Origin of the sequence: Azohydromonas caseinilytica (genome assembly GCF_012927045.1) — a bacterium.
Lineage (GTDB): Bacteria > Pseudomonadota > Gammaproteobacteria > Burkholderiales > Burkholderiaceae_C > Azohydromonas > Azohydromonas caseinilytica.
Genome location: NZ_JABBFW010000021.1, coordinates 16,731 through 43,103 on the forward strand (window position 1 = coordinate 16,731; position 26,373 = coordinate 43,103).

Here is a 26,373-nt window from a genome sequence, read left to right on the forward strand (position 1 = left end):
CCGGCCGGTGCTCGCTTATTTGAAAAGAGCCTTCGTAATCTCCGCTGCTGACAGCTCCGCGCACCCGCTCACGTTCTGCCCCGCCCACAGCGGCGAGAAATCTCCGGAGCCCTTTGCCTCGGCCTGCGCGCGCAACGGCGCGATGGCGGCGGTGGCGAGCGGGAAGGCGGGCGGCGCGTCCGACATCGGGCCCAGCTCGCGCATCACGCGGTTGACGATGCCGCGCGCCGGGCGGCCGGTGAAGAGATTGGTCAGCGCCGTGTGCGCTGCCGCCGGGCTCTTCAGCGCCGCGCGGTGCAGGGCGCTGGTGGTCGCTTCCTTGGACAGCAGGTAGGCCGTGCCCACCTGCACGCCGGCCGCGCCCAGCGCCATGGCGGCGCGCACGCCTTGCGCGTCGGCGATGCCGCCGGCGGCGATCACCGGCACCCGTACCGCCTTCACCACCTGCGGCAGCAGCGCGAAGGTGCCGACCTGGGTCGTGATGTCGTCAGTGAGGAACATGCCGCGGTGCCCGCCGGCCTCCAGGCCCATGGCGATGACGGCATCCACCCCGTGCGCTTCCAGCCAAAGGGCTTCTTCCACGGTGGTGGCGGAGGAAATCACCTTGGCGCCCCAGCTTTTCACCCGCTGCAGCAATGCCGGCGCGGGCAGCCCGAAATGGAAACTCACCACCGGTGGCTTGAAATCCTCCAGCACGTCGGCGAATTCGGCGCTGAAGGGGGCGCGGCCGGCGCCGGCCGGAATTTCATCCGGATCGATGCCGAATTCGGCGTGATAGGGCGCCAGGGCGGTGCGCCAGCGCTGCTCGCGTGCGGCGTCGGGCGTGGGCGGCTGGTGGACGAAGAAATTGACGTTGTAGGGCCGGCGCGTGGCGGCGGTGAGGGTGAATAACTCCTCGTGCAGCGCCTCGGGCGTGAGCATGGCGCAGGGCACCGAGCCCAGGCCGCCGGCGTTGCACACGGCGATGGCGAGCGCGCTGTTCTGCACGCCGGCCATGGGGGCCTGGATCAGCGGAAATTGCAGGCCCAGCAGTTCGGCAAGGTTCATCTCGGCAGCCTCGGTGTTCATGGGAGGACCGATTCTCACGCCGTGCCCGTGGGCCGGCGGCGCTGCCCTGGCGCCATGGCGCCGGCCCCGTCGCCGGAGCGCCATCGGGGGCGGCGTATATTGCCCGCCTCTCAAGGCCGGCCGCGGTCGCCGGCGTCATCACGGAGACCCCCATGCTTCACCCGTCTTCCGAGCTTCCGGCCGCCGACCTGCTGCCCGTGGTGCGCCAGCGCCCGGTGCCGCAGGCGCTGATCGAAACCCTGCAGGCCCGCTTCGGCGCGCGCTGCTCCACCGCCCAGGCGGTGCGCGAGCAGCATGGCAGCGACGAGTCCGCCTTCACCGTGCCACCGCCCGCGGCGGTGGTGTTCGCCCAGAGCAGCGCCGAGGTGGCGGAAGTGGTGGACCTGTGCAGCCAGCACGAGGTGCCGCTCATTCCCTACGGTGCCGGCTCCTCGCTGGAAGGGCATCTGCTGGCGGTGCAGGGCGGCATCAGCCTGGACCTCTCGCGCATGGACCAGGTGCTGTCCATCGACGCCGAAGATCTCACCGTCACCGTGCAGCCCGGCATCACGCGCAAGCGGCTCAACGACGAGCTGAAGTCCACCGGCCTGTTCTTCCCCATCGACCCCGGCGCCGATGCCTCCATCGGCGGCATGTGCGCCACGCGCGCCTCGGGCACCAACGCCGTGCGCTACGGGACCATGCGCGAGAACGTGCTGGCGCTGGAGGTCGTGACCGCGGACGGGAAGATCATTCGCACCGGCACCCGCGCCCGCAAGAGCAGCGCCGGCTACGACCTGACGCGGCTGATGGTGGGCAGCGAGGGCACGCTGGGCGTGATCACCGAGATCACGTTGCGGCTGTACCCATTGCCCGAGGCCGTGTCGGCGGCGGTGTGCTCCTTCCCGAGCATCGAGGCCGCGGTGCGCACCGTCATCCAGATCATCCAGCTCGGCGTGCCCATCGCCCGCGTGGAGCTGATCGACGCCAACACGGTGCGCATGGTCAACGCCCACTCCAAGCTGGGCCTGCGCGAGGAGCCCATGCTGCTGATGGAGTTCCACGGCTCGCCCGCGGGCGTGAAGGAGCAGGCCGAGACCGTGCAGGAGATCGCGGCCGAGTTCGGCGGCCAGGCCTTCGAGTGGGCCAGCACGCCCGAGGAGCGCACGCGGCTGTGGACGGCGCGGCACAACGCCTACTTCGCGGCAATTCAGTCGCGGCCCGGCTGCCGCGTCATCTCCACCGACACCTGCGTGCCCATCTCGCGCCTGGCCGACTGCCTGCTCGATTCTGTGGCTGAGGTGGACGCCTCCGGGCTGCCGTACTTCCTGGTCGGGCATGTTGGCGACGGCAATTTCCACTTCGGTTACCTCATCGACCCCGACAGCGCCGAGGAGCGCACCCGCGCCGAGGCGCTCAACCACCAGCTCGTGCGCCGCGCGCTCCAGCTCGATGGCACCTGCAGCGGCGAGCACGGCGTGGGGCTGCACAAGATGGGCTTCCTGGTCGAGGAAGCGGGCGCGGGCGCGGTGGAGCTGATGCGCACCGTCAAGCGCGCGCTCGACCCGAAGAACATCCTCAATCCCGGGAAGATTTTTGAGCTTTGAGCTGGGGGCCGTACTGCTGTTTGGAGAACAGTAGACGGCTCAGTCAATGCGGTTTGTGTTGACGTCGTATATACAAGCGGCAATCATGTCCAGCTTGAAAACCGAAGCTGCGGAGGTTCCCATGCCGGGTGCATCAACGACCACCATCAACGTGCGCGCCCCGGAAGAGGTACGCGAGCTCATCGACCGAGCAGCGGCCCTGTCCGGGAAGACGCGCACCGATTTCATGTTGGAAGCCTCCTCGGAGAAGGCGCGCCAAGTGCTGCTGGACCAGACCTTGTTCCAGCTCGACGAAGCGCAGTTCCAAGCTTTCGAAGCGTTGATGTCGGCGCCGTTGAAAGACAACGAGGCCGTGCGCCGTTTGCTGTCCACGCGTGCACCGTGGGAGCAGTGAGTCATCCGGCGCTCAGCGCACCGGCCCCCATCTCGCCGCAGCACGACGTCTCCAATTTCGCCTGTGAGCATTCCGAGCTGACGACATGGCTGCAGCGCCGGGCATTGGCCAACCATGTCGCTGGTGGCTCGAAGACTTATGTCGTCTGTGCCGGGTCCCAGGTCGTGGGCTATTACGCGTTGGCTGCGGGAGCGGTCGAACCTGGCGTCGCGACGGGCGCACTGCGGCGCAACATGCCCAAACCAATTCCAGTCGTCGTGCTGGGCCGCTTGGCCGTGCACAAGGACTGGGGCGGGCAGGGTATCGGTACGGGCTTGCTCAAGGATGCGGTTTCACGCGCTCTTCAGGCGGCTGAAATCGTGGGCATGCGAGCCATGCTGTGCCATGCCATCGACGAAAAGGCCAAGGCTTTCTATTTGCGGCATGGCTTCGTTGTTTCCCCCGCCGAGCCTTTGACGGTCATGCTGGGCCTTCGTTAAGCCTGACCAAGCTCAAACCCACACTCTCCCGACCAAGCAGCGGCCCATTGAGTCTTCCGTCTTTTCCTGCAGTTCACCCCTGAGTTCTCGCGCCATGAATCAACGCATCGACGACCCCCTGCACGACCACGAAGCCGGCAACGCCGACAGCACGCAGGACCTCACCCGCATCGACGACGTGCGCATCCGCGCCGTGCGTCCGCTGATCTCGCCGGCGCTGCTGCTGGACGAGCTGCCGGTGTCCGACCCCGCCCAGGCGGTGGTGGAAGCCGCGCGCGAGGACATCGCCGACGTGCTGCGCGGCCAAGACGACCGGCTGCTGGTCGTCGTCGGCCCGTGCTCCATCCACGACCGCGAGCAGGCCGTCGAGTACGCGCAGCGCCTCAAGGGCCTGGCCGAGGAGCTGCAGGGCCAGCTGCTGGTGGTGATGCGGGTGTACTTCGAGAAGCCGCGCACCACCGTGGGCTGGAAGGGCTACATCAATGACCCGCGCCTGGACGGCAGCTTCAGGATCAACGAGGGCCTGCGCAAGGCGCGCGAGCTGCTGCTGGAGATCTCCACGCTGGGCCTGCCCTGCGGCACCGAGTTCCTGGACCTGCTGAGCCCGCAGTACATCGCCGACCTGGTGAGCTGGGGCGCCATCGGCGCGCGCACCACCGAGAGCCAGAGCCACCGCCAGCTGGCCTCGGGCCTGAGCTGCCCGGTGGGCTTCAAGAACGGCACCGACGGCGGCATCCAGGTGGCGGTGGACGCGCTGCAGGCCGCGCGCGCCTCGCACGCCTTCATGGGCATGACCAAGATGGGCCAGGCCGCCATCTTCGAGACGCGCGGCAATGAGGATTGCCACGTCATCCTGCGCGGCGGCTCGCGCGGCCCCAACTACGACGCCGCCAGCATCGACGCCAGCTGCGAGGCGCTGCGCAAGGCGGGCCTGCGCGAGACGCTGATGGTGGACTGCTCGCACGCCAACTCCGCCAAGCAGCACCGGCGCCAGATCGAGGTGGCCGACGACATCGCCGCGCGCATCGCCGCGGGCGAGCGCCGCATTGCCGGGCTGATGATCGAGAGCCACCTGGAGGAGGGCCGACAGGACTTGCAGCCCGGCGTGGCGCTGCAGCGCGGCGTGTCCATCACCGACGCGTGCATCGGCTGGGCCCAGACCGCCGGCGTGCTGCGCCGGCTGGCCGACGCGGTGCAGGCGCGGCGCGGCGGCGTTTGATCTCCATCAGCGTCGCGGCGGAAACGCGCCGCGATGCTGTGCGCCCTTGAGGCATATCGGAGCAAAGGTCCCGCCATGGCGCTCTACCAGGTGATCTATCTCAGCATGGTGTCCGGCGAGGCGCCGACGCGCGCCGAGCTGCAGTCGCTGCTGGAGGAGTCGGTGCGGCACAACGAGGCCGCGGGCATCACCGGGCTGCTGCTGTACGCCCATGGCGGCTTCATGCAGCTCGTCGAGGGCAAGGAAGCGGCGGTGAAGGCGCTGTACGCGCGCATCCGCGAGGACGAGCGCCATTGCCGCATCACCAAGCTGCTGGAAGGGCCCATCGAGGAGCGCTCCTTTCCGGAATGGGCCATGGCCTGCGTCTTCCCGGACGACGACGGCAGTGACCTGCCCCCCGAGTTGCTGCGCTACCTGCACCCCGGCTTCGACGCGGAGCGGCTGCGGGCGCGTCCGGGCCTGGCGCTGCAGCTGCTCAGCCACTACAGCCACAACAACGGCCTGGTGGCCGCCTGAGGGAAGCGCATGTCCGACGAAGCCCGTCCTGCCCGTCCCGTCGCCGTGGTCGCCGCCGAGGCGCCGGCGCGGGTGAAGCCCTCGAACTACCCCGAGCCCTTCGCCTCGCGCATGGCCGGGCGGGTGAAACGCCCGCTGGGCGAGCTGTTCGGCCTCACGAACTTCGGCGTGAACCTGGTGCACCTGGCGCCGGGCGCGGTGTCGGCGCTGCGCCATGCGCACAGCCGGCAGGACGAGTTCGTCTACGTGCTGCAAGGCCACCCCACGCTGTGCACCGACGCCGGCGACACGCCGCTGGCGCCGGGCATGTGCGCCGGCTTCAAGGCCGGCAGCGGCGACGCGCACTGCCTGCGCAACGACAAGGCCGAGGAGGTGGTCTACCTGGAAGCCGGCGACCGCACGCCGGGCGACGCGGCGAGCTACCCGGACGATGACATCCAGGCGATGCTGGTGGAGGGACGCTGGACTTTCACCCACAAGGACGGGACGGCGTACTGAGTCCAGTGGGCGCGGGCGGGCTGCCCGCTACTTCAGCACCCACGTCACCGCATCGCTCGCCACCTCCGGCGGCACCTCGTGCCCGCCGTTGAACTCCAGATACGTCACGTCCACGCCCACGCCGCGCAGCCCCGGCACGATGCGGCGGCTGCAGGGCCCGATGGGCAGCACCGCGTCGCCGGTGCCGTGCGCGATGAACACCGCCACGTTCGGCGTCTGCCCCGGCGCGCGCGGCACGAAGCCCGGCGACAGCGCCAGGGCGCGCGGGAACAGCTCCGCGTTGGCCAGCGCCAGGCCCAGGGCGTAGGACGCGCCGTCGGAAAAGCCGCCCACCGCCAGGTGCGCCGCGTCCACGCGATAGCGCGCGAACAGCCAGGCCAGCGCGGCGTCGATGGCCGCCACGTCCGGGCCCCAGTCGCCGCGCAGCGCGTCCCAGGTGGAGCCTTGCGACACCGGCGCCAGCACCAGCAGCCCGCGGTGGCTGGCGAAGGGCTCCAGCAGCGAGCCGCCCTGCGCGGCGCTGCCGCCGGCGCCATGCAGCATCACCGCCAGCGGCGCGGGCGTGTCGGCGCACCAGCCCACGGGCACGTGCAGCGCCATCGGGCGGGTGGCGGCGTCGAGGTCCAGGCGGTGCAGGCCCACGGCAGCCTCGTGGGCCAGGGGCGGAGCGTCGCAGGGGCGGGCGGACAGGCGGGCGCGGTCAGGCATGGGCCCGCTCGAGCAACCCGAAGGCCCGTCCGCCTGCGTCCGTTCCCAGGGTGGCCCGGGCCGTTCCCTCAAATGGAGACACAGATCTTCCCGAAATGCGCGCCGGCGCCCTGGTGCCGGAAGGCGTCGGCCAAGTCGGCCAGCGCGAACGTGCGGTCGATCACCGGCCGCAGCCCGGTGGCCTCCAGCGCGGCGACGAAGTCCTGCTGCATGCGGCGGCTGCCCACGATCATCCCCTGCAGCCGCGCCTGCTTGGCCATCAGCGCCGCAGTGGGAATCTCGCCGCCCATGCCGGTGAGCACGCCGATGAGCGCGATGTGCCCGCCCACGCGCACCGCCTCGATGGACTGCGCCAGCGTGGCCGGGCCGCCCACCTCCACCACGTGGTCCACGCCCAGGCCGCCGGTCCACTCGCGCGCCAGGGGGCCCCAATCGGCGTGCCGGCGGTAGTTGATGCCGTGGTCGGCGCCCAGGGCGCGCAGCCGCTCCAGCTTCTCGTCGGAGGAGGAGGTGGCGACCACGCGCGCGCCCATGGCCTTGGCCAGCTGCAGCGCGAACACCGACACGCCGCCGCTGCCCTGCACCAGCACCGTGTCGCCGGCCTTCAGCCGGCCCTCGACCACCAGCGCGCGCCAGGCGGTGAGGCCGGCGGTGGTGAGCGTGGCGGCCTCCTGGTGGCTGTAGCCGCGCGGCGCGCGGGTGAACCAGGTGGCCGGGACGACCACGGCCTCGCGCGCGTAGCCGTCCACGCCGTCGCCGGGCACGGTGGCGAAGTTGCCCAGGCGCGCCGGGCCTTCCAGCCAGGTCGGGAAGAAGCCCGACACCACCGCGTCGCCCACGGCGAATTCCGTGACGCCGTCGCCCAACGCCTCCACCACGCCGGCGCCGTCAGACATCGGGATGCGGCCGTCGGCGGTCGGGATGGCGCCCAGCGCCACGGCGTAGTCGTGGTAGTTGAGCGAGCTGGCGTGCAGCCGCACGCGGACCTGCCCCGCGCCGGGCGCGCCGGGGTCGGGCAGGTCCACGGCCTGGAGGCGGTCCAGGCCGCCGGGGGCGCGCAGGGTGATGGCTTTCATTGGGGGTGCTCTGGGCTGGTTGATGGGGGGGCAAGGCTAACGCGGCCGGCGCTGGCGTCCGGCGGGGCCGGGGTGTTCAGTTAAACCGGGGCGAGGGCCTTTGGGTGTGGAATGAGCGTTCCGGACGGCATGAGCCCGTCATTCAGGCGAGTCCTCAGGGAGGCGGTGTGAACAGGAAATCCAAGGGTTTGCTGGTTTGCGGCCTGGCGTTGGCCTCGATGGCCTGGGCCGAGGCGGCCGGCCTCTGCGCTGCAGGAGAAACGGCCTTCTTCGCCTGCCAGACCTCAAGAGGCCGGCACATCGCCCTGTGCGGCCGGCTGCCCGAAAAAGAATTGCAATACCGCTTTGGCCTGGAGCATCACATCGAGTTCCAGTTTCCCGAAGACAAGAACCTGGGCATGGACGAATTTCTCTTCGCTCACTATTCCCGTTATCAAACCAACCGCTTCGAGATTCGATTCACGAATCGCGGCACGGACTACACGCTGTTCGACTACGACGAAGAGGATGGCGAGCGACGGTCCGGCGTGCGGGTGGCGACGCCGGATGGCCGGGTGCGCGATCTGAAATGCGCCGGCCCTCTGACCAACCGGCTGGGTGAGCTGAAGGAAGTACTGCGTTGCGATCCCGACAACGCGTTGAACCTGATGAGAGACTGCCCGTGAGGGCAGAGGCACGGCTGTCAACGACGATCATTCGCGGCCTTCGCGTTTGAAAGCCTCGATATCTGCTGCCTCGAAATCCTTGCCGGCCAGGGCGGCGCGCAATTCACGGGCACGGGCCAGTCTCTGTCGGGCATCGATTGTTCTGGGCAGCAGCTCGATGCGTTTCACCTGCGCCAGCCGGGCGGCGTAGGCCAGCACGGCCTGGATGTCCTGCGGCTCCAGGTCTTCGTAATCCGCCAGGATCTCCTGAGGCGTCATGCCCGCGGACAGCCACTCCAGCACGGTTTCGACCGGATAGCGCAGGCCGCGCACGCAAGGCTTGCCGTGGCAGATGGCGGGATCGATGGTGATGCGTTCAAGCATGGCCCGGCCTTTCCTGGGGAGCCTTGATGCTAGCGGGCAGGGCATGGGCACCGCGGTGCCCCGCACCGCGACGACCTCGGGGTCAAGCTCAATGCACCCCCGCCGTCACCTGGATGCCCCGAATCTGCCCGGCCTCGCGCGAGGGCGCCGGGCGCGGGTGGTGCGCCGGGTCGATGCGGTGCAGCAGCTCGGCCTCGCGCGCCCGCGCCTGCGCCACGTTGCCCGCCTTGACGTGGCCGAAGCCGCGCATGGACAGCGGCAGCCTGGCGATCTCCACCGCCAGCGCCAGCCGCTCCGGGCTCAGCAGCGGCAGCAGCTCGCGCACGCGCTGCTCGTACCGGCGGATCAGTTCGCGCTCCATGCGCCGCTCCTCGGTGGCGCCGAAGGGGTCCAGCGCCGTGCCGCGCAACGCCTTGCCGCGCGCCAGCACGCCCAGCAGCGGCCGCAGCCAGGGGCCGAGGGTCCACTTGCGCGGCGGCTGGCCGTCCTTTGGGCGCGCCAGCAGCGGCGGCGCCATGTGGAAATTGAGCTTCAGCTCGCCCTCGAACTGCTGGCGCAGCGCGCGCTCGAAGCTGCCGTCGGTGTAGAGGCGCGCCACCTCGTACTCGTCCTTGTAGGCCATGAGTTTCAACAGGCCGCGGGCCACGGCGCGGGCGAAGGGCAGGGAGGCGTCGGCGTCGATCTCGCGCTCGCGCGCGGCGGCGGCGTCCACCAGCGCGGCGTAGCGGCGGGCATAAGCCGCGTTCTGATAGGCGGTGAGCAGCTCGACGCCGCGCGCGCGCAGCGCCTCCAGCGGCTCGTCGGCGACGGCGCTGTCCTGTGCCGTGCCCAGTGCCGCCAGCGCGGCCGGGTCGCCCGCGGCCAGGCGGCCCAATGAGAGCGCGAGCTTGTTGGCCTCCACCGCCACGCCGTTGAGCTCGATGGCGCGCAGCAGCGCCTCCAGGCCCACCGGCACCAGCCCGCGCTGCCAGGCGTAGCCCAGCGCCAGGATGTTGGCCGCCACCGCGTCGCCCATGAAGCCCTCGCACAGCGCCTGCGCGTCCAGGGTTTCGACGCGCTCCTCCCCGGCGGCGAAGCGCAGCTTCTCCAGCAGCTGCGGCACGCGCAGCGTGGCCTCGGGGTTGCGCAAGTGCTCGGCCACCGGCACCTCGTGCACGTTGGCCAGGATGCGCGTGCGCCCGCGCCGCACGGTCTGCAGCGCGTCGGCGCTGGCGCCCACCACCAGCTCGCAGGCCAGCAGCGCGTCGGCCTGCTGGGTGTCGATGCGCACCTGGTTCAGCCGCTGCGGCACGTCCGCCAGCCGCACATGGCTCAGCACCGCGCCGCCCTTCTGCGCGAAGCCCATGAAATCCAGCACCGAGGCGGACTTGCCCTCCAGGTGCGCCGCCATGCTGATGAGCGCGCCCACCGTCACCACGCCGGTGCCGCCCACGCCGGTGACGAGCAGGTCATAAGGCCCGGTCCAGTCGTGCGGCGCCGGCCGGGGCAGCGCCTCCACCTTCTTGGCGAAGGTGCCCAGGTCCGTGAGTGAGCCGGCCTTGCGCCGCGGCTTGCCGCCCAGCACCGACACGAAGCTGGGGCAGAAGCCCTTGGCGCAGGAGTAGTCCTTGTTGCAGGCGGCCTGGTCGATGCGGCGCTTGCGGCCCAGCGCCGTCTCGTGCGGCAGCACCGCCACGCAGTTGCTCTGCACGCTGCAGTCGCCGCAGCCCTCGCACACCTGCTCGTTGATGAACAGCCGCCGCGCCGGGTCCTCCATCAGGCCGCGCTTGCGGCGGCGGCGCTTCTCGGCGGCGCAGGTCTGCTCGTAGATCAGCACCGTCACGCCCGGCAGCCCGCGCAGCTCGCGCTGCACGGCGTCGAGCTCGGCGCGGTCGTGGAACGTGGTGCCGGCGGGGAAGCGGTCGCGCATCGCGCCGTACTTGCCGATGTCGTCGGAGAGCACGGCGATGCGCTTGACGCCTTCGGCCTCCACCTGGCGCGCGATGGCGTCCACGGGAATGGGCGCGTCCACCGGCTGCCCGCCGGTCATGGCCACGGCGTCGTTGAACAGGATCTTGTAGGTCATGGCCGTGCCCGCGGCCACGGCCTGCCGGATCGCCAGGTAGCCCGAGTGGCAGTAGGTGCCGTCGCCCAGGTTCTGGAAGATGTGCGGCGCCTTGGTGAAGAGGGCGTGCGACACCCAGTCCACGCCTTCGCCGCCCATCTGGATCAGGCCCTCGGTGTCGCGCTGCATCCAGCTCGCCATGAAGTGGCAGCCGATCCCCGCCTGCGCCTTCGAGCCCTCGGGCACGCGCGTGCTGGTGTTGTGCGGGCAGCCGGCGCAGAAGTAGGGCAGCCGCTTCACGGCGTCGGCCTCGTTGTGCAGCAGGTCGGGCAGGGTGAAGTCGCGCACCAGGTGGCGGCGGTCCAGGTCGGGGCCATGCTTCACCAGCCAGTCCGCCACGATCTCGATCAGCCGCGAGGGGCGCAGCTCGCCCAATTCGGACACCAGCGCCCGGTCCTGCGCGTCGCGCTTGCCGACGATGGCCGGACGCCGCGCGCGGTTGTAGAGCAGCTCGCGCAGCTGCGTCTCCACCACCGGGCCCTTCTCCTCGATCACCAGCACCTCGGCCAGGCCCTCGCAGAAGTCGAGCATGCGCCGCGGCTCGATCGGGTAGGTGAGCCCCAGCTTGTGCACGCGGATGCCGTGCTCGGCCAGCGTCTCAGGGGACACCTCCAGCCGGCGCAGCACCTCCATGAAGTCGTGGTGTGCCTTGCCGGCGGTGACGATGCCCACGCGCGCGGCCGGCGCCTCCACCACCGTGCGGTCGATGCTGTTGACGCGGGCGAAGGCGCGCACCGCGTCCAGCTTCGAATGCAAGCGCTCCTCGATCTTGAGCGAGGGCAGGTCGGGCCAGCGGTAGTGCAGCCCGTCGGGCGGCGGCTGGTAGCCGGTCAGGCTGCGCACGGTGTCGGCGTCGAGCCAGGTGGCGGCGCGGGCCTGGACCAGGTCCAGGTCCACCGTGGCGCCGCTTTCCACCACCTCCGACAGCGCCGTCAGGCCGACCCAGCAGCCCGAGAAGCGCGACAGCGCCCAGCCGTAGAGGCCGAACTCCAGGATCTCGCTCACGCTGGAGGGCGACACGATCGGCGCGTGGAAGCTCTGGAACAGTTGATCGCTCTGGTGCGGCATGGAGGAGCTGACGCAGCCGTGGTCGTCGCCCGCCACCATCAGCACCCCGCCGTGCGGCGAGGCGCCGTAGGCGTTGCCGTGCTTGAGCGCGTCGGCTGCGCGGTCCACGCCCGGGCCCTTGCCGTACCAGAGGGCGAACACGCCCTGCGCGGTGCGCTCGGGGTCGGCTTCCACGCGCTGCGTGCCCAGCACGGCGGTGGCCCCCAGCTCCTCGTTGATGGCGGGCAGGAAGCGGATGCCCTCGGCCTGCAGCCGCTCGCCGGCCTGCCACAGCGTCTGGTCCACCATGCCCAGCGGCGAGCCGCGGTAGCCGCTGACGAAGCCCTGCGTGTCCAGGCCGGCGGCGGCGTCGCGGCGGCGCTGCATCAGCAGCAGCCGCACCAGCGCCTGCGTGCCGTTGAGAAAGACGCGGCCGAGGGGCGCCCACAGGGCGTCGTCGAGCCGGTAGTCCCGCAGCGGGTCGCGGGAAGCAAGGGACGGGGAAGAGGGGAGGCTTGTCTCCTGGGCCATGGCGCCATCTCCGGGCTGCTCTGATGAGGGGCAAGCGTAGGCGCCGAGAGCCGGAAAAGGATTCTTTTTTGCTCCGTGGTGCGCGGAGCGGTAGAACAATGTTCTCCACTGAATGAGGATCAGGAGAATGGATTTGCTCGACCGCCATGACGTGCTGCTGCTCAACGAGCTGCAGCGCGACGCGCGCCAGACCGTGCAGCAGCTCGCCGCCGCGGTGGGCTTGTCCAGTACGCCGTGCTGGAAGCGCGTCAAGGAGATGGAGGCCGCGGGCGTGATCCGCGGCTACACCGCGCTGGTGGACCGCGAGAAGGTCAACCTGCAGCTGTGCGTGCTGGCCGAGATCAACCTCGGCCGCCACCAGGAGGGCGAGGTGCAGCGCTTCGAGCAGGCGGTGGCGCAGTGCCCGCAGATCGTGGCCTGCTGGTCCACCACGGGCCAGGCCGACTACGTCATCAAGGTTCTTGTCCAGGACATACGGGCCTATGAGCAGTTCCTGCACGAGACCGCCTTTCGCCTGCCCGGCGTCACGCACGTGCGCTCCAGCGTGGTGATGAAGGAGGTCAAGTCCGAGACGCGGCTGCCCATTGCGCTGCCGCCGCGGCCGGCGCCCCGCAAGGCCGGCAAGGCCTGAGGCGGACTGCGGCAGGAGCCGCGTGCTTCCCGGCGGCGGCGCCGTCGCGGCAAAGCGTGACGGATGTCTCGCCGGACGCCGGCAGACACGCGTGGAAAAGGCGCCGTAACGCTTCCATAACGATTTTGTCTAGAACATCTTGACACTGGAGCCCGTTGTGTTGGGCTGAAGAACAAAGACAGTGGAGGAAAGCCGGAATGAATTTGCAGAACCTGACCGTCAAGTCCAAGCTGGCCGGGGCCTTCGCGTTGCTGACCCTTTTGGTCATCGTGCTGGCCGCGCTGGCCTGGCGGGCCTTGAGCCAGGAGCACCGGGATTTCGAGCGCTACAGCGGCGAGGTGGTGGTGCGGCAGGAGCTGGCGCAGCAGGTGCTCGCCGAGGCCGGTGCCCGTGCCATCGCGGCCCGCAACCTGGTGCTGGTGAGCAGCGCGGCCGACCGGGAGGCCGAGAAGACGGCCGTGATGCAGGCGCATGAGAAGGTGAATGCCGCCATCGCCAGGCTCGATGCGCTGCTGAAGCAGGGCGGCGACGTCAGCGCCGAGGAGCAGCGCCTGTTCGGCGAGATCCGGAGCGTCGAGTCGCGTTACGGGCCGCTGGCGCTGGCCATCGTCGAGCTGGCGGTGCAGGACCAGCGCATCGAGGCCATTGCCAAGATGAACAGCGAATGCCGGCCGCTGCTGGCCACGCTGGTGCGCAGCGTCGAAGCCTACATCGCCCAGGGCCACCAGCTGACCGACGCCGCGGTGCAGGCCAATGCCGCCGCCTACCAGACCAGCCGCGCGGTGCTGGTCGGCGGCAGCCTGCTGGCCGTGCTGCTGGCCGTGCTGCTGGCGCTGACGATCACGCCCTCGATCACCCGGCAGCTCGGCGGCGAGCCGGCCGAGGCCGCCCGCGTGGCGCGCGAGATCGCCCAGGGCAACCTGATGACGGACGTGCCCTGCCGCAGCGGCGACACCAACAGCCTGATGGCGGCCATGCAGGCCATGCGCGACAACCTGGTGCGCATCGTCAGCAACGTGCGCCATGGCGCCGAGGGCGTGGCCACGGCCAGCGTGGAGATCGCCCAGGGCAACCAGGACCTGAGCCACCGCACCGAGGAGCAGGCCGCCTCGCTGCAGCAGACGGCCGCCTCCATGGACCAGCTCGGCAGCGCGGTGCGCCACAACGCCGACAACGCCAGCCAGGCCAACCAGCTCGCGCAGGGCGCCTCGGCCGTGGCCGTGGGCGGCGGCGAGGTGGTGGCGCAGGTGGTGCAGACGATGCGCGGCATCGAGGACAGCTCGCGCAAGATCGCCGACATCATCGGCGTGATCGACGGCATCGCCTTCCAGACCAACATCCTGGCGCTCAACGCCGCGGTGGAAGCCGCGCGCGCGGGCGAGCAGGGCCGCGGCTTCGCCGTGGTGGCCGGCGAGGTGCGCAGCCTGGCCCAGCGCAGCGCCGAGGCGGCCAAGGAGATCAAGGACCTCATCACCGACAGCGTGCAGCGCGTGAGCGTGGGCTCGGACCTGGCCAACCGCGCCGGGCAGACCATGGAGGAGGTGGTCACGGCCATCAAGCGCGTCACCGACCTGATGGGCGAGATCAACAGCGCCAGCGCCGAGCAGAGCAAGGGCGTGGCGCAGGTCGGCGAGGCCGTGACGCAGATGGACCGCGTCACGCAGCAGAACGCCGCGCTGGTGGAGCAGAGCTCCGCCGCGGCCGAAAGCCTCAAGCTCCAGGCGCAGCAGCTGGTGCAGGTGGTGTCGGTGTTCCGCCTGGCGGCCGGCGAGGGCGGCCACGCCGCCGCGCTGCCGGCGCCGGCTCCTGTCGCCAGGGCGGCGGCGCCGGACCGGGAGCGGCGTTGCCCGGAGCGCGCGCGCAACGTGGTGCGCCCGGACTTCAAGCGCAGCGTGCCGCAGCCGCAGCCGGACGCTCCGGCCCGGGTCGCCAGGGCCGACACCGCGGCCACCGGCACGGACGGCGAGTGGACGGCGTTTTGAGACGACGTCACACGCTGGGGCGGATGCCGGCGGTCCGCGGCTGACGAGCCGCGGTCGCATGCCGGGCTTCGTGGCTTCAAGCCATCTCTGACAATGGGCCAACCAGCGTTGTCAAAGGAGCTGAAGCCATGCTGACGGTCCAGGCCGTTCTTCTGCCCGATGGGCAGATCCAGTTGCCCTCCACGCTGCGGCGAGACAAGCCCGTGCCCGTGCTGGTGACCTTTCTGGACGCCGCGGAACCGCAAGCGGCAGGGCAGGGCAGCGTGCCCGCCACGCTGGCCTTGCTGCAGTCCTGCGCGTTCCGCTCCTTGCCGCCGGGTGATCCGCAGGACATCGAACAGCGCATCCGCGAAATCCGTCAGGACTGGGACGCCGAGTGATGCGGCGTGTCTATGTCGACACCTGCCTGCTGATCTACTGGGTCGAGGGGCAAGGAGCCCTGGCGCAGGCTGCCACCGCGTGGCTGGTGGCGCATCAGGACGCCGTCTTGTGCGTGTCGCCGCTGGTGCGGCTGGAAGTGCTGGTCAAGCCGCTGCGCGGTGACCAGCATGCATTGGTCCAGGCCTACGACGAGCTGCTGGCGCAGCAGGTATGGCTGCCCATAGGGGATGAGGTTTTTGCGCAGGCACTGGACCTGCGGGTGCGCCATGGGCTGAAGACCCCCGATGCCCTGCACCTGGCTACGGCGCTGCACCACGGGTGCAGCGAGCTCTGGACCAACGATGACCGACTGAAGGCCGCGGCCGGTGCGCTGGCCGTGAACGTGTTGCAGCCGACCCCGTAGAACGCGGTACGGCCGCCTACGGCGCCGGGTACCTCACTCCGTTGGCGACGAGTTTTTCGCGCACCGCCGCGTCCAGGTCCACGCCCAGCACGCTGGACAGGCGCACCAGGTACATCAGCACGTCGGCCAGCTCGTCGCGCACGGCGCGAGCGGTGGCCGGGTCCTGCGCGAGGCGCGCGGCCTGCTCGTCCGTGAGCCACTGGAACAGCTCGGCGAGCTCGCCCACCTCGCCGGTGAGCGCCAGCACCAGGTTGCGCGGCGTGTGAAAGCCGTTCCAGTCGCGCGCGTCGGCAAAGCGCTGCAGCGCTGCCTCCAGCGCAGTGACGTCGAGCAGGCGTTGCGTCGTCATCGGGTCCGTCTCCGGTTCAAGTCACCGGCGCCGGATTGAACAGTACCAGCGCGTTGTGCAGCCGGTGCTGCTCGGCCCAGGTCTTCCGGCGCCCGCTGGCCACCTCCAGCATCAGGCGGAACAGCTCCCAGCCCATGTCCTCGATGCTGGCCTCGCCGTCGGCGATGCGCCCGGCGTTGAGGTCCATCAGGTCGTGCCAGCGCCGCGCCAGGTCGCTGCGCGTGGCCACCTTGATCACCGGCACCTCCGCGAGGCCATAAGGCGTGCCGCGGCCGGTGGTGAAGACATGCAGGTTCATGCCCGCCGCGAGCTGCAGCGTGCCGCAGATGAAGTCCGAGGCCGGCGTGGCGGCGTAGATCAGGCCCTTCCTGCCATTGAGCTTCTCGCCCGGCGAGAGCACGCCGCTGATGGGCGCCGAGCCCGACTTGACGATCGAGCCCATCGCCTTCTCGACGATGTTGGACAGCCCGCCCTTCTTGTTGCCCGGCGTGGTGTTGGCGCTGCGGTCCACGCTGCCGCGCTGCAGGTACTCGTCGTACCAGGCCATCTCGCGGATCACGGCCTGCGCGATCTCCGGCGTCGCGGCGCGCGCGGTGAGCTGGGCCACGCCGTCGCGCACTTCCGTGGTCTCGGAGAACATCACGGTGGCGCCGGCGCGCACCAGCAGGTCGGCGCAGTAGCCCACGGCCGGGTTGGCGGTGACGCCGCTGAAGGCATCGCTGCCGCCGCACTGCACGCCCACCACCAGCTCCGAGGCCGGCACCGTCTCGCGCCGGCGGGCATTGAGCCGTTCCAGGTGCAGCTCGGCGCGCGCCATGATGGTGTCGATCATGGGCCCGAAGCCGTCGTGCTCCTGCAGCGTCACCACGTCCAGGCCCGGCCCGGCGTTGTTGCCGATGTCGGCCACGTTGCGCTCGTCCACCAGCGGGATCACGCCCGGCGGCAGCAGGCGCTCGGGCTGCAGCTTCTCGCAGCCCAGGCTCACCACCATCACCTCGCCGCCGAAGTTCGGGTTGAGGCTGATGTGGCGCAGCGTGCGGATGGGGATGACGGCATCGGGCGCGTCGATGGCCACGCCGCAGCCGTAGCCATGCTCCAGGCCCACCACGTCGTCGACGTTGGGGTACTGAGGCAGCAGCTCGGCGCGGATGCGCTTGACCGCGTGCTCCAGCACGCCGGCCACGCACTGCACCGTGGTGGTGATGGCCAGCAGGTTGCGCGTGCCCACCGAGCCGTCCGGGTTGCGGAAGCCCTCGAAGGTGTAGCCCTCCAGCGGCGGGAGCTCCACCTGGCGCGTGGCCAGGGGCAGGTCTTCGAGGCCGCGGGCCTCGGGCATCTTCAGCCGGCGCTCGTGCACCCAGCTGCCCGCGGGCAGGTCTTCGTGCGCGAAGCCGATGGGTACGTCGTAGCGGCGCACGGCGTCGCCGGCGACCAAGTCCACCAGCGCCACCTTGTGGCCCTGGGGCACGTGCTCGCGCAGCACCAGGCCGTCGGGCAGCGCGGTGCCGGCGTGAAGGCCGCCGTCGTTGGCGACGATGGCGACGTTGTCGTTCGCATGCATGCGGATGAGCAGCGGTGCGGAAGGGGCGGTCATGGGCAGGGTCCTGCTTGGGAAATGAGCGCGGCCGGAAGTCCTGGTTGGAGGAGGCTTCCGGCCGCGGGGTTCAGGAGTTCACGAAGAGGGGACGGGGCGGGGCAGGCCCCGCCATGCGGCCGTCAGCGGAACATGTTGGGCAGCCACATCGAGAAGGCGGGCACGTAGGTGACCAGGGCCAGGCACACGCCCAGGGCGCTGTAGAAGGGCAGGATCGACTTCATCACCTGGCCCACCGAGATGTTGCCGATGGCGCAGCCCACGAACTGCGTCACGCCCACGGGCGGCGTGTTCAGGCCCAGCGCGCAGTTGATGAGCATGACGATGCCGAACTGCACCGGGTCCATGCCGAACTGCATGGCGATGGGCAGGAAGATGGGCGTGCACACCAGGATGGTGGCGGCCATGTCCAGGAAGGTGCCCAGGATGAACAGCAGCAGGTTGATCATGAAGAAGATCACCAGCGGGTTGTCCGTCACCGACTGCATGAGCTCGCCGGTCTTCTGCGGCACCTCGTACAGGGCCATGAAGTAGCCGAAGGCGCTGGAGATGCCGATGAGCAGCAGCACCACGCCGGTGGCCTTGCAGGCCTTGGCGCAGGCCTTGAGGAAGTCGCCCCAGCTCAGCGTCTTGTAGACGATGGCCGTCACCAGCACGGCCCAGAACACGGCCGTGGCGGCGCTCTCGGTGGCGGTGAAGATGCCCGAGAGGATGCCCGCGAGGATGATGACCACGATCAGCAGGCCCGGCAGCGCGCCCAGGAAGCTCTTGAGCACCTCGCCCCAGCCGGGGAAGCCGCCGCGGATGGGATAGCCGCGCTTGCGCGCCACGTAGTAGGCGGCGCCCAGGTTGCACGCGGTCAGCAGGATGGCCGGGATGATGCCCGCCAGGATCAGGCTGAGCACGCTCACCGAGGCGATGCCGGTGGTGGCCAGCGTGAAGATGATGAGGTTGTGCGAGGTGGGCATGAGCACGCCCACCAGCGCCGAGTGCGTGGTGACGTTGACGGCGTAGTCGGCGTCGTAGCCCTCCTTCTTCATCAGCGGGATCATCACCGAGCCCATGGCCGAGACGTCGGCCAGCGCCGAGCCCGCCACGCCGCCGAAGAGCGTGCAGCCCACGACGTTGCTCATCCCCAGGCCGCCGCGCACGTGGCCGACAAGGCTGTTGGCGAAGCGCACGATGCGGTCGGCGATGCCGCCGTAGAGCATGAGCTCGCCGGCGAAGACGAAAAACGGGATGGCCAGGAAGGAGAACACCTGCATGCCGCCCACCATCTTCTGGAAGACGATCTCCACGGGCATGCCCGAGTACAGCACCGTGGCGATGGAGGCCAGGCCGATGGAAAAAGCCACGGGCACGCCCAGCACCAGCAGGGCGGCGAAGCTCAGGGACAGGACGGTCAGTTCCATGCCGGCACCACTTCCTCACCGCGCACGAGCGCGATGATGTGTTCGATAGAAAAGAGAACGATCAGCACGCCGGCCACCACGAGGGCCAGGTAGTCCGCGCCCACGGGCACGCCCAGCATGGGCTTGATGTCGCTCCACTTGAGCGTGGTCCACAGCCAGCCGCTCTTGGCCATGATGGCGCCGAAGAGCACGACGAAGCCGTGGATGAGGATCTCCAGGCGCAGCCGCCAGGCTTCAGGCAGCAGCGACACCAGCGACTCCAGCCCGATGTGGCCCGCGTCGCGCACGCCCACCGCCACGCCCAGTGCGGTGATGTAGAGCACGAGCTGCAGCGCCAGGGCCTCGGCCCAGGTGGGCGTGTCGTTGAAGATGTAGCGGCCGACGACCTGGAACTGCACGCACAGGATCAGGGCGATGAGCCCGATCACGGCCAGCACCAGGCTGGCCTTGGAGAGAAAGGCGCAAAAGCGCGAGTAGAGGTGGGTGGAGGGCGGCCGGGTGTGGTCGGCCTCCAGCGGCGTACCGGTGGCGGCGTTGACGTTTTCGTTGTCCGCGACGGTGGCCGGCAGGGCGGCTTGTGTCATTGGGTTGTCTCCAGAAAAGGCGGGCCGCGCCAAGGGCGGCGCGACCCGCGTCAAAGGCACCGGCCCGTGAGGGCCGGCGGCCTGGAGGAAAGGCTTACTTGGTGTCCTGCGCGGCCTTGACCAGGCGCTGCAGGTCGGGCGTGTTGATGAACTTGGCGTACACCGGCGCCATGGCGGCCTTGAACGAGGCCTGGTCCACGTCGGAGACGATCTGCGCGCCGCCCTTGGTCACGATCTCCAGGGCCTTGGCTTCCTGCTCGTCCCACTTCTTGCGTTGGAACGCCACCGACTCCTTGGCCGCGGCGCGGAACAGGTCCTGGTCGGCCTTGGGCAGCTTGTCGAACACGGCCTTGCTGATCACCAGCATCTCCGGCGCCATCGAGTGCATGGTCTTGGAGTAGACCTTGGCCGCCTCGTAGTGCTTGAAGCCCTCGTAGGAGGGGATGTTGTTCTCGGCGGCGTCGATCAGGCCGGTCTTGAGCGCGGTGTAGACCTCGCCGGTGGGCATGGGCGTGGCGTTGGCGCCCATGGCGGCGGCCACCGCCACCCACAGGTCCGAGGGCTGCACGCGGATCTTCATGCCCTTGGCGTCGGCCAGCGTGCGCACGGGCTTCTTGGCGTAGATGCTGCGCGCGCCGCTGTCGTAGAAGGCCAGGCCCACCAGGCCCTCATGCTCGCAGCCCTTGAGGATCTCCTCGCCCACCGGGCCGTCGAGCACGTGGCGCATGTGCTCGATGGAGCTGAACAGGAAGGGCATGGTCGGCACCAGCGACTTCGGGCAGATCGAGTTCAGCGAGCTGATGTTGACGCGGTTCATGTCCAGCGCGCCGATCTTGACCTGGTCCAGCGTCTCCTTCTCGGTGCCCAGGGCGCTCTTGTTGAAGACCTTGATCTTGTACTTGCCGCCGCTCTTCTGTTCGAGCACCTGGCTCATGTACTTCACGGCCGCGACGGTGGGGTAGTCGTCGCTGTTGTGCACGTCGGCGGAGCGGAGTTCCTTGGCCTGGGCGCCGAAGGCGGCCAGCGCCGCGGCCACGGCGGCCAGGGTGAAGCGCTTGTTGAACATGGTGGTGTCTCCTTGTGGTGGTTGTGCGAGAGAGCGGCTTGCTCAGGGCTGGAAGGGCATGTCGGGCAGCCCGCGCGGGCCCGGCTGCGTCACGAACACCGCGCCGTCGAGCGCGGCCTCGAAGCCCGCGGCGGGCTGCGCGGGCGGGATGGAAGTGATGAAGAGGTGGCGCAGCTCGGGGCCGCCGAAGCTGCACATCGCCGGCTTGCTCACCGGCACATGCAGCGAGCGCTCCAGGCGGCCGTCGGGCCCGAAGCGGTGCACCTGGCCGGCGTCGTTGCCGCAGATCCAGTAGGCGCCGTCCTCGTCCACCGCGGCGCCGTCGGGGCGCCCCGGGTGCCGGTTCATGTCGATGAACTCGCGCCGGTGGCTCAGGTTGCCCTGGGCGTCGAGGTCGAAGGCCCACACGCGCTGCACCTTGGGGTGCGAGTCCGACAGGTACAGCGTGCGCCCGTCGGGGCTGAAGGCCAGGCCGTTGCCGGTGATCAGGCCTTCGACCATCGGTACCAGGCCGCGGCGGTCGTAGCGGTAGAGCACGCCGGCCGGCTGCGCCAGCGACATGTCCATCACCATCGAGCTGACCCAGAAGCGGCCCTGGCGGTCGCAGCGCCCGTCATTGAAGCGCATGCCCGGCTGCTCGAAGTGCACGGCGTGCAGCAGCTCGATGCCGATCTCGCCGCCGGCCTGGGGGCGCAGCCGGAACAGGCCCGTCTCCATGGCGGCGATCAGCCCGCCCTGCGCGTGCAGCGCGATGCAGCCGATGCGCTCGGGCACATCCCAGCGCTGTTCCTGCTGCGCGGCCCAGTCGAAGCGGTGCAGGCGCCTGGACTCGATGTCCACCCAGTACAGCGCCTGCTCCTGCACGCTCCACAGCGGGCTCTCGCCCACGCGGTTGCGCACCTCGCACAGCGCGTTCACGGCCGGGCTGTCGTTGCGGTTGTCGGATTGCGTCATGGCGGTGGCGAACCTTTTCAGCCTTCGAAGGGGCCGGTGCGCACGAAGGCGCCGCCCTGGTAGATCACGGCCGGGTCGGACAGGTCCAGCTTGGGCTGCCGGGCCTCGACGGCGCTGCGGAAGCGGTCGGAGCTGTCCTGCGGCCGGTAGCCGATGTGCGCGGCGCCGCTGTTGTCGTAGAAGCGCGTCTGGTTGTCCGAAATGCCGTAGATGACGCTGTAGCCCAGCACCGGCGTGGTCAGCACGGCCATGACCAGGCGCTCCAGGTCGTCGTAGCTCATCCAGGTCGCCAGCATGCGGCGGTCGCGCGGCTCGGGGAACGAGGAGCCGATGCGCACGCAGGCGGTCTCGATGCCAAAGCGGTCGAAGTACAGCCGCGCCACGTCCTCGCCGAAGGCCTTGGACAGGCCGTAGATCCCGTCCGGACGCGCCGGCGCGTCGGTGCCAATGACCTCGTTCTGCTTGTAGAAACCGGTGACGTGGTTGGAGCTGGCGAACAAGATGCGCTTGACGCCGTTGAGCCGCGCGGCCTCGTACAGGTTGTAGGTGCCGACGATGTTGGCCTCCAGGATCGGCTGCCAGGGCTGCTCGGTGGAGACGCCGCCCAGGTGCACCACGGCATCCACGTCCTTGAGCAGCGCGTGCACGGCGGCCTTGTCCTGCAGCGGCGCGGTCACGACTTCCTCGCCCGGGGCGGCCTCGCCCAGCGGCGCCACGTCCGACAGGCGCAGCGTGTCGCAATAGCGCTTGAGTCGCGTGCGCAGCTCGCGGCCCAGGCCGCCGGCGGCACCGGTGAGCAGCAGGCGGTTGAAGCGCAGCGGGGTGACAGGCTCAGTCAGCATGGTGGTCGAAACTCCGGGTTAACGAGGACAAGCGTTTGAGGAAACTGCGCTTGTCGTCTGTCATCTGTTGTCGTACAACTATTTGAGTTTTTCGTGCCTTGACTGTCAAGGCACAGCAGATCAGGGATTACACCGAGCCATGAACACCGTACTGCCCATCCGCAAGAAGCCCCGCTCCCTGGCGCAGGAGCTCGTCGACGTCCTGGGCGAGCGCGTCCGCGAGGGCGTACTGGCCCCAGGCGACAAGCTGCCCACCGAGGCGGCGGTGATGGCGGAATTCGGTGTCAGCCGCACGGTGGTGCGCGAGGCCATTTCCAAGCTGCAGGCCGCCGGGCTGGTGGAGACGCGCCATGGCGTGGGCACCTTCGTGGTCGGGCCGGGCCAGGCCTCGTTCCGCATCACGCCGGAGCAGCTGGAGACGCTGCGCGACGTGATCGCGGTGCTGGAGCTGCGCATCGGGCTGGAAACGGAGGCCGCCGCGCTGGCGGCCATGCGCCGCGGCGAGGACAACCTGCGCGAGATGCGCCACGCACTCGACGAGTTCGCCGCCGCCGTGGGCGAGGGCCGCGACGCGGTGGCGCCGGACTTCAGCTTCCACCTGGAGATCGCCCGCGCCACGCAGAACGGCCACTTCACCGAGCTGCTGAGCTCGCTGGGCGCCCGGATCATTCCCCGCGCGCGGCTGAGCGACGAGAGCAACGAGGAGCTCAAGGCCTACCTGCTGCGCGCCAACGCCGAGCACGAGAGCATCTTCGACGCCATCCAGCGCCAGGACCCGGAGGCCGCGCGCGCGGCCATGCGCACGCACCTGGCCAACAGCCGCGAGCGCCGGCGCCGCGCGGCGGGCGACTGCTGCTGAGCGCGAGCGCTCCCGGCCTCTACGGCGCGAGCCATTGCGACAAGGGAGCGCCACTCGGGCGCGGACGGGGGCGGGGGCGGGCATGGACGGGTGCTGCGAACGGAAAGCGGCTGCGGCACCGGTCCCCAGGCGCTCACTGACGCGCCCGGGCGGCCGGTGCCGCGGGCGCAATTGTCAGTCATAAGGGCAAGTTGTCAAACAACTTGCCGACACCTGAAGGGAGATCAGGGCAGGCGCGTGCCTTCGAAGATACGGCGCTTGGCGTTGAGCACGTGCAGGCGCACGGCTTCCGCGGCGTCCTGGGGCGAGCGGCGCGCGATCGCGTCCATGATGGCCTGGTGCTCGGCCTGGACCGTGCGCACGCGCTCCAGGCTCTTCTTGTCGGTCACGCTGTTGGCCAGCTCCATGAACTGGCGGATCGGCGCCACGCTGGTCTCGATGGTGTGCAGGAAGAAGGGGTTGTGCGCGGCGCGGGCGATGGCGAAGTGGAAGCGCAGGTCCTCCTCGATGCCGCTGCGCCCGCTCTCCATGGCCTCGCCCAGCGCCTCGAAGCCGGCGCGCAGGGCGTCCAGGTCCTCGGCGTCGCGGTACTCGGCGGCGGCGGCCGCCGTGCCGGCCTCCACGCAGCTGCGGAAGGCGTAGTAGCGCTCGATGTCGGCCAGGCTGGCGATGGGCGGCGTGCTGGCCGCGGGCGCGCCGCCGGGCGCCACCACGTGGCTGCCCGAGCCGCGGCGGGTCTCGATCACGCCGTCCGAGCGCAGCCGCGACAGCGCCTCGCGCACCGTCGGGCGCGACACGCCGAAGCGGCTGGCGAGCTCGCCCTCGGTGGGCAGCTTGCCGCCCACGCCGAAGTCGCCGCGCAGGATGGCCTCCACGACGCGGGCGTAGATGCGGTCGGCCAGCGTGCCGCCGCTGTCCTTTTGCAGGCGGAGTTCTTCGGTCATGGTTGTCTGGCAGCCGGCCGTGCGCGGGCACGGCGGCGGCGTTTGCGGTGGTTGAGCGTGGGCGAATTGTCGCCAACGTCCGCAACGGGCCTGACAACCGCGCGCTGCCGCCGTGGACACGGCCGGGCAGCGCGCCTGGGCTCGCTTCAACAGCGCGATGAGCCCCGCCAGCCGCGCCGCATCCGCCTTGAGCCCGTTTCGGGCGGCGGGGCCGCCTGCTGGCCACCCCGCCTGCAGCGCGGCAGCCCCAGGCCGCCGCACCGCTCACGTCATCACGCCTTCACCGGCGCCACATAGGCAATGAGCTTGCCGAGGTTGCTGACGAAACCGGTGGTCGAGATGCCCTGCGGCTTGGGCTGCGGCGTGTAGTTGCCGTCCAGGGGCGGGTCGGCCGGGTCGTAGGGCGAGGTGTCGTAGCGGTCGCCCACGTGCTTGCTCTGGTAGGCCGTGCCCGTGTAGGGCGTGCTCGGCCCGTCGCCGATGTAGCGGTTGGTGGCGGCCGACAGCGCCGTGAGCCAGTAGTTCTTGTCGCCCAGGTCGTTGATCACCGACTGCGCCGCGGCCTCGCTCACCGTGGGGCTCGCCATCACGCTGCCCGCGAACAGGTCGGCGAAGTCCACCTCGCGCAGCGAGAAGTAGCGCGGCAGTGCGCGCGGCGTGGTGGCCTTGAGCGGCGAGCGCGCCACCATGTCCGCGATCTGCGCCTCCGTCATTGCCATCAGCTGGGCGTAGGTCTTGCGCAGCCCGGCGATGTCGATGTTGCGGCCGGCCGAGTAGTGGCTGGGCGTATCGAGGTGGCTGTAGTCCACGTAGTAGGCGCCGTTGTGGATGTTGGAGCCGTAGCGGTGCACGAACAGCGCCTTGTTGGTGCCGAGCTCGACGAAGGTCGGGTGTGTGCGGGTGCGGATGAGCGGGTTCTGCGCCTTCGCCTCGTCGCTCAGCGGCACGCTCGCCAGCCAGTCGATGGCCGAGGGCACGCCGTCGAGGTAATGCCGATCGCCGGTGAGGCGGAAGTAGTTGAAGAGCTGCTGGATGTTGGTCTGCGTGGTGTGCGTGGCGAGAGACCGCGGCTCGTAGCTGCGCGCGCCGGCCGGGGCGCCCGCGGGGCGGCCGTCGGCGGCAGGGGCGGCCAGGTGCTGCAGGCCCCAGCCCGACTGCGCGCCCTCGCGATACTGCAGCCGCTTGAGGCACTGCATGGCGCGCTGCACCGGCTCGATGAGGTCGGTGCGGCCCAGGCTGACCACGCACATCAGCAGGAACTTGATGTTCTCGCCGGCCACGTCGTCGTTGAAGGTGACGTGGCGCGTGTAGTCGCCGTCCTCCATGCCCTGGCGCACGCCGGGCGTGTCGGGAATCTGCTCCGGATTGGGCGCGGGCATCTCGGCGGTGCCGTTGACGGCGGGGAAGCGCTGCGGCCAGCCGCCGTCGGCGATGCCGCCCTTGAACTGCGCGTCCAGCACGAACTGGATGGCCTTGTTCAGCGGCTCCTCGAAGCGCTTGTCACGCTTCTCCAGGTACATGCGCAACAGCACCTGCGAGGCCACCGCCGTGCCGGCGTCGTCGAAGGTGGCGTTGCCGTAGTAGTGCTGGAACTCCTCCAGGCGCCAGCCGTTCCTGCCGATGGTCTCGTACCAGTCCTTGAGCGAGGCTTCGCCGGCAAAGTCGTGGATGTAGTTCCAGCCGCCGGCCGGGTGCTGCGCCGCCACCAGCGCCAGCGCCGTGCGCCGGGCCGCCGCGTAGATCACCGGGTCGCCGCTGGCGTGGAAGGCATCGATCAGGGCATGGCCCACCGAGGGCGTGCCCGGGGGCTGAATCCAGCACATGGTGCGCTTGGCCTCCATCTCGCCCCAGGTGCGCGACAGGTCGGGCAGGTAGTCCCAGACGTAACCACCGTTGTAGGACACGTTCTCGTCCATGTGCTGCACCGCGCGCCGCATCGCCATCACGGCGTCGCGCACGGTGCCCTGCAGGTGCCCGATGCCGGCGCCGGGCACATCGGCCGCCGTCTCGGAAGCGGACAGCAGGGCGTTCTCGCTGCCGCCGCCACAGGCCGCCAGCACCGCCGGGGCCAGGCCGGACATCACGAAGGTTCTGCGCTTCATCGTCTCTCTCTCTCGG

26 protein-coding genes are annotated in these 26,373 nt (G+C 70.1%); 12 read left to right on the forward strand and 14 right to left on the reverse strand.

The window, feature by feature from the left end; translation table 11 throughout:
* Positions 1-15: 15 nt before the first annotated feature.
* Positions 16-1,068 (reverse strand): NAD(P)H-dependent flavin oxidoreductase, encoded by a 1,053-nt coding sequence (locus HHL10_RS22150; RefSeq protein ID WP_235971720.1) that lies wholly within the window; start codon positions 1,066-1,068, stop codon positions 16-18.
* Between the two features lie 152 nt (positions 1,069-1,220).
* Between HHL10_RS22150 and HHL10_RS22155 the strand changes: the two genes are divergently transcribed.
* The 6 genes from HHL10_RS22155 to HHL10_RS22180 all read left to right on the forward strand — a co-directional run bounded on the left by HHL10_RS22155 (position 1,221) and on the right by HHL10_RS22180 (position 5,760).
* Positions 1,221-2,654, forward strand: coding sequence for an FAD-binding oxidoreductase (locus HHL10_RS22155; protein ID WP_169162583.1), 1,434 nt, complete (start codon positions 1,221-1,223; stop codon positions 2,652-2,654).
* An 85-nt stretch (positions 2,655-2,739) separates the two neighbouring features.
* Positions 2,740-3,048, forward strand: coding sequence for a type II toxin-antitoxin system TacA family antitoxin (locus HHL10_RS22160; protein ID WP_235971721.1), 309 nt, complete (start codon positions 2,740-2,742; stop codon positions 3,046-3,048).
* A complete protein-coding gene (locus HHL10_RS22165) occupies positions 3,036-3,527 on the forward strand; it encodes a GNAT family N-acetyltransferase (RefSeq protein WP_310734650.1) in 492 nt (163 codons plus the stop codon). Before HHL10_RS22160 ends, HHL10_RS22165 begins: the two co-directional genes overlap by 13 nt.
* A 94-nt stretch (positions 3,528-3,621) precedes the next feature.
* Entirely contained in the window at positions 3,622-4,746 is a 1,125-nt protein-coding gene (locus HHL10_RS22170; RefSeq protein ID WP_169162584.1) for a 3-deoxy-7-phosphoheptulonate synthase, read from the forward strand.
* A 75-nt stretch (positions 4,747-4,821) separates the two neighbouring features.
* A complete protein-coding gene (locus HHL10_RS22175; RefSeq protein ID WP_169162585.1) occupies positions 4,822-5,262 on the forward strand; it encodes a BLUF domain-containing protein in 441 nt (146 codons plus the stop codon).
* A 9-nt stretch (positions 5,263-5,271) separates the two neighbouring features.
* Positions 5,272-5,760, forward strand: a complete 489-nt coding sequence (locus HHL10_RS22180; RefSeq protein ID WP_169162586.1) for a cupin domain-containing protein — start codon at positions 5,272-5,274, stop codon at positions 5,758-5,760.
* 27 nt (positions 5,761-5,787) lie between these two features.
* Here the strand turns inward: HHL10_RS22180 and HHL10_RS22185 are convergent, their stop codons facing one another.
* Complete coding sequence (locus tag HHL10_RS22185) at positions 5,788-6,468, reverse strand: alpha/beta hydrolase (protein WP_169162587.1); 681 nt, start codon at positions 6,466-6,468, stop codon at positions 5,788-5,790.
* A 68-nt stretch (positions 6,469-6,536) separates the two neighbouring features.
* A complete protein-coding gene (locus tag HHL10_RS22190; protein ID WP_169162588.1) occupies positions 6,537-7,544 on the reverse strand; it encodes a zinc-dependent alcohol dehydrogenase family protein in 1,008 nt (335 codons plus the stop codon).
* A gap of 167 nt (positions 7,545-7,711) precedes the next feature.
* Here HHL10_RS22190 and HHL10_RS22195 point away from each other — a divergent pair, with 167 nt between their 5' ends.
* Complete coding sequence (locus HHL10_RS22195; protein WP_169162589.1) at positions 7,712-8,209, forward strand: hypothetical protein; 498 nt, start codon at positions 7,712-7,714, stop codon at positions 8,207-8,209.
* A gap of 27 nt (positions 8,210-8,236) precedes the next feature.
* Here the strand turns inward: HHL10_RS22195 and HHL10_RS30275 are convergent, their stop codons facing one another.
* Entirely contained in the window at positions 8,237-8,572 is a 336-nt protein-coding gene (locus HHL10_RS30275) for a DUF433 domain-containing protein (RefSeq protein WP_205833160.1), read from the reverse strand.
* 88 nt (positions 8,573-8,660) lie between these two features.
* The gene (locus HHL10_RS22210) at positions 8,661-12,254 is read right to left on the reverse strand and encodes an indolepyruvate ferredoxin oxidoreductase family protein (RefSeq protein WP_169162590.1); all 3,594 of its coding nucleotides are present in this window, start codon (positions 12,252-12,254) and stop codon (positions 8,661-8,663) included.
* 127 nt (positions 12,255-12,381) lie between these two features.
* On the opposite strand from HHL10_RS22210, the gene HHL10_RS22215 reads away from it, so the two are divergent.
* The 4 genes from HHL10_RS22215 to HHL10_RS22230 all read left to right on the forward strand — a co-directional run bounded on the left by HHL10_RS22215 (position 12,382) and on the right by HHL10_RS22230 (position 15,651).
* On the forward strand, positions 12,382-12,885 hold the full coding sequence (locus HHL10_RS22215) for an Lrp/AsnC family transcriptional regulator (protein ID WP_169162591.1): 504 nt from the start codon (positions 12,382-12,384) through the stop codon (positions 12,883-12,885).
* Between the two features lie 197 nt (positions 12,886-13,082).
* On the forward strand, positions 13,083-14,867 hold the full coding sequence (locus tag HHL10_RS22220; protein WP_169162592.1) for a methyl-accepting chemotaxis protein: 1,785 nt from the start codon (positions 13,083-13,085) through the stop codon (positions 14,865-14,867).
* Positions 14,868-14,995: 128 nt separating this feature from the next.
* Entirely contained in the window at positions 14,996-15,247 is a 252-nt protein-coding gene (locus HHL10_RS22225; RefSeq protein ID WP_169162593.1) for a hypothetical protein, read from the forward strand.
* Positions 15,247-15,651 carry a type II toxin-antitoxin system VapC family toxin gene (locus tag HHL10_RS22230; RefSeq protein WP_169162594.1) on the forward strand — a complete coding sequence of 135 codons (405 nt, stop codon included), beginning with the start codon at positions 15,247-15,249 and terminating at the stop codon, positions 15,649-15,651. Before HHL10_RS22225 ends, HHL10_RS22230 begins: the two co-directional genes overlap by 1 nt.
* A gap of 16 nt (positions 15,652-15,667) precedes the next feature.
* On the opposite strand, the gene HHL10_RS22235 is transcribed toward HHL10_RS22230, so the two are convergent.
* The 7 genes from HHL10_RS22235 to HHL10_RS22265 form a co-directional block, all read right to left on the reverse strand.
* Positions 15,668-16,000, reverse strand: coding sequence for a nucleotide pyrophosphohydrolase (locus tag HHL10_RS22235; protein WP_169162595.1), 333 nt, complete (start codon positions 15,998-16,000; stop codon positions 15,668-15,670).
* A gap of 16 nt (positions 16,001-16,016) precedes the next feature.
* On the reverse strand, positions 16,017-17,594 hold the full coding sequence (gene garD, locus HHL10_RS22240) for a galactarate dehydratase (protein WP_169162596.1): 1,578 nt from the start codon (positions 17,592-17,594) through the stop codon (positions 16,017-16,019).
* A gap of 122 nt (positions 17,595-17,716) precedes the next feature.
* Entirely contained in the window at positions 17,717-19,006 is a 1,290-nt protein-coding gene (locus HHL10_RS22245) for a TRAP transporter large permease (RefSeq protein WP_169162597.1), read from the reverse strand.
* Positions 18,997-19,590 carry a TRAP transporter small permease gene (locus tag HHL10_RS22250; protein WP_169162598.1) on the reverse strand — a complete coding sequence of 198 codons (594 nt, stop codon included), beginning with the start codon at positions 19,588-19,590 and terminating at the stop codon, positions 18,997-18,999. Before HHL10_RS22250 ends, HHL10_RS22245 begins: the two co-directional genes overlap by 10 nt.
* Positions 19,591-19,684: 94 nt before the next feature.
* Entirely contained in the window at positions 19,685-20,656 is a 972-nt protein-coding gene (locus tag HHL10_RS22255) for a TRAP transporter substrate-binding protein (protein ID WP_169162599.1), read from the reverse strand.
* A gap of 42 nt (positions 20,657-20,698) precedes the next feature.
* Complete coding sequence (locus HHL10_RS22260; protein ID WP_169162600.1) at positions 20,699-21,610, reverse strand: SMP-30/gluconolactonase/LRE family protein; 912 nt, start codon at positions 21,608-21,610, stop codon at positions 20,699-20,701.
* A gap of 17 nt (positions 21,611-21,627) precedes the next feature.
* Positions 21,628-22,452: an NAD-dependent epimerase/dehydratase family protein gene (locus HHL10_RS22265; protein ID WP_169162601.1), complete on the reverse strand. Its 825-nt coding sequence runs from the start codon at positions 22,450-22,452 to the stop codon at positions 21,628-21,630.
* A 139-nt stretch (positions 22,453-22,591) separates the two neighbouring features.
* Here HHL10_RS22265 and HHL10_RS22270 point away from each other — a divergent pair, with 139 nt between their 5' ends.
* On the forward strand, positions 22,592-23,311 hold the full coding sequence (locus HHL10_RS22270; RefSeq protein ID WP_169162602.1) for a FadR/GntR family transcriptional regulator: 720 nt from the start codon (positions 22,592-22,594) through the stop codon (positions 23,309-23,311).
* Positions 23,312-23,535: 224 nt separating this feature from the next.
* Here HHL10_RS22270 and HHL10_RS22275 read toward each other — a convergent pair whose 3' ends face one another.
* Both HHL10_RS22275 and HHL10_RS22280 read right to left on the reverse strand, forming a co-directional pair.
* A complete protein-coding gene (locus HHL10_RS22275) occupies positions 23,536-24,255 on the reverse strand; it encodes a FadR/GntR family transcriptional regulator (protein ID WP_169162603.1) in 720 nt (239 codons plus the stop codon).
* 272 nt (positions 24,256-24,527) lie between these two features.
* Positions 24,528-26,357: a pectate lyase gene (locus HHL10_RS22280; protein ID WP_169162604.1), complete on the reverse strand. Its 1,830-nt coding sequence runs from the start codon at positions 26,355-26,357 to the stop codon at positions 24,528-24,530.
* Positions 26,358-26,373: the final 16 nt, after the last annotated feature.

What these genes read in the sequence shown, in the direction of transcription:
- HHL10_RS22150 (WP_235971720.1), bottom strand. Translation starts at nt 1,068, where the DNA reads ATGAACACCGAGGCTGCCGAGATGAACCTTGCCGAACTGCTGGGCCTG.
- HHL10_RS22155 (WP_169162583.1), top strand. Translation starts at nt 1,221, where the DNA reads ATGCTTCACCCGTCTTCCGAGCTTCCGGCCGCCGACCTGCTGCCCGTG.
- HHL10_RS22160 (WP_235971721.1), top strand. Translation starts at nt 2,740, where the DNA reads ATGTCCAGCTTGAAAACCGAAGCTGCGGAGGTTCCCATGCCGGGTGCA.
- HHL10_RS22170 (WP_169162584.1), top strand. Translation starts at nt 3,622, where the DNA reads ATGAATCAACGCATCGACGACCCCCTGCACGACCACGAAGCCGGCAAC.
- HHL10_RS22175 (WP_169162585.1), top strand. Translation starts at nt 4,822, where the DNA reads ATGGCGCTCTACCAGGTGATCTATCTCAGCATGGTGTCCGGCGAGGCG.
- HHL10_RS22180 (WP_169162586.1), top strand. Translation starts at nt 5,272, where the DNA reads ATGTCCGACGAAGCCCGTCCTGCCCGTCCCGTCGCCGTGGTCGCCGCC.
- HHL10_RS22185 (WP_169162587.1), bottom strand. Translation starts at nt 6,468, where the DNA reads ATGCCTGACCGCGCCCGCCTGTCCGCCCGCCCCTGCGACGCTCCGCCC.
- HHL10_RS22190 (WP_169162588.1), bottom strand. Translation starts at nt 7,544, where the DNA reads ATGAAAGCCATCACCCTGCGCGCCCCCGGCGGCCTGGACCGCCTCCAG.
- HHL10_RS30275 (WP_205833160.1), bottom strand. Translation starts at nt 8,572, where the DNA reads ATGCTTGAACGCATCACCATCGATCCCGCCATCTGCCACGGCAAGCCT.
- HHL10_RS22210 (WP_169162590.1), bottom strand. Translation starts at nt 12,254, where the DNA reads ATGGCCCAGGAGACAAGCCTCCCCTCTTCCCCGTCCCTTGCTTCCCGC.
- HHL10_RS22215 (WP_169162591.1), top strand. Translation starts at nt 12,382, where the DNA reads ATGGATTTGCTCGACCGCCATGACGTGCTGCTGCTCAACGAGCTGCAG.
- HHL10_RS22220 (WP_169162592.1), top strand. Translation starts at nt 13,083, where the DNA reads ATGAATTTGCAGAACCTGACCGTCAAGTCCAAGCTGGCCGGGGCCTTC.
- HHL10_RS22225 (WP_169162593.1), top strand. Translation starts at nt 14,996, where the DNA reads ATGCTGACGGTCCAGGCCGTTCTTCTGCCCGATGGGCAGATCCAGTTG.
- HHL10_RS22230 (WP_169162594.1), top strand. Translation starts at nt 15,247, where the DNA reads ATGCGGCGTGTCTATGTCGACACCTGCCTGCTGATCTACTGGGTCGAG.
- HHL10_RS22235 (WP_169162595.1), bottom strand. Translation starts at nt 16,000, where the DNA reads ATGACGACGCAACGCCTGCTCGACGTCACTGCGCTGGAGGCAGCGCTG.
- garD (WP_169162596.1), bottom strand. Translation starts at nt 17,594, where the DNA reads ATGACCGCCCCTTCCGCACCGCTGCTCATCCGCATGCATGCGAACGAC.
- HHL10_RS22245 (WP_169162597.1), bottom strand. Translation starts at nt 19,006, where the DNA reads ATGGAACTGACCGTCCTGTCCCTGAGCTTCGCCGCCCTGCTGGTGCTG.
- HHL10_RS22250 (WP_169162598.1), bottom strand. Translation starts at nt 19,590, where the DNA reads ATGACACAAGCCGCCCTGCCGGCCACCGTCGCGGACAACGAAAACGTC.
- HHL10_RS22255 (WP_169162599.1), bottom strand. Translation starts at nt 20,656, where the DNA reads ATGTTCAACAAGCGCTTCACCCTGGCCGCCGTGGCCGCGGCGCTGGCC.
- HHL10_RS22260 (WP_169162600.1), bottom strand. Translation starts at nt 21,610, where the DNA reads ATGACGCAATCCGACAACCGCAACGACAGCCCGGCCGTGAACGCGCTG.
- HHL10_RS22265 (WP_169162601.1), bottom strand. Translation starts at nt 22,452, where the DNA reads ATGCTGACTGAGCCTGTCACCCCGCTGCGCTTCAACCGCCTGCTGCTC.
- HHL10_RS22270 (WP_169162602.1), top strand. Translation starts at nt 22,592, where the DNA reads ATGAACACCGTACTGCCCATCCGCAAGAAGCCCCGCTCCCTGGCGCAG.
- HHL10_RS22275 (WP_169162603.1), bottom strand. Translation starts at nt 24,255, where the DNA reads ATGACCGAAGAACTCCGCCTGCAAAAGGACAGCGGCGGCACGCTGGCC.
- HHL10_RS22280 (WP_169162604.1), bottom strand. Translation starts at nt 26,357, where the DNA reads ATGAAGCGCAGAACCTTCGTGATGTCCGGCCTGGCCCCGGCGGTGCTG.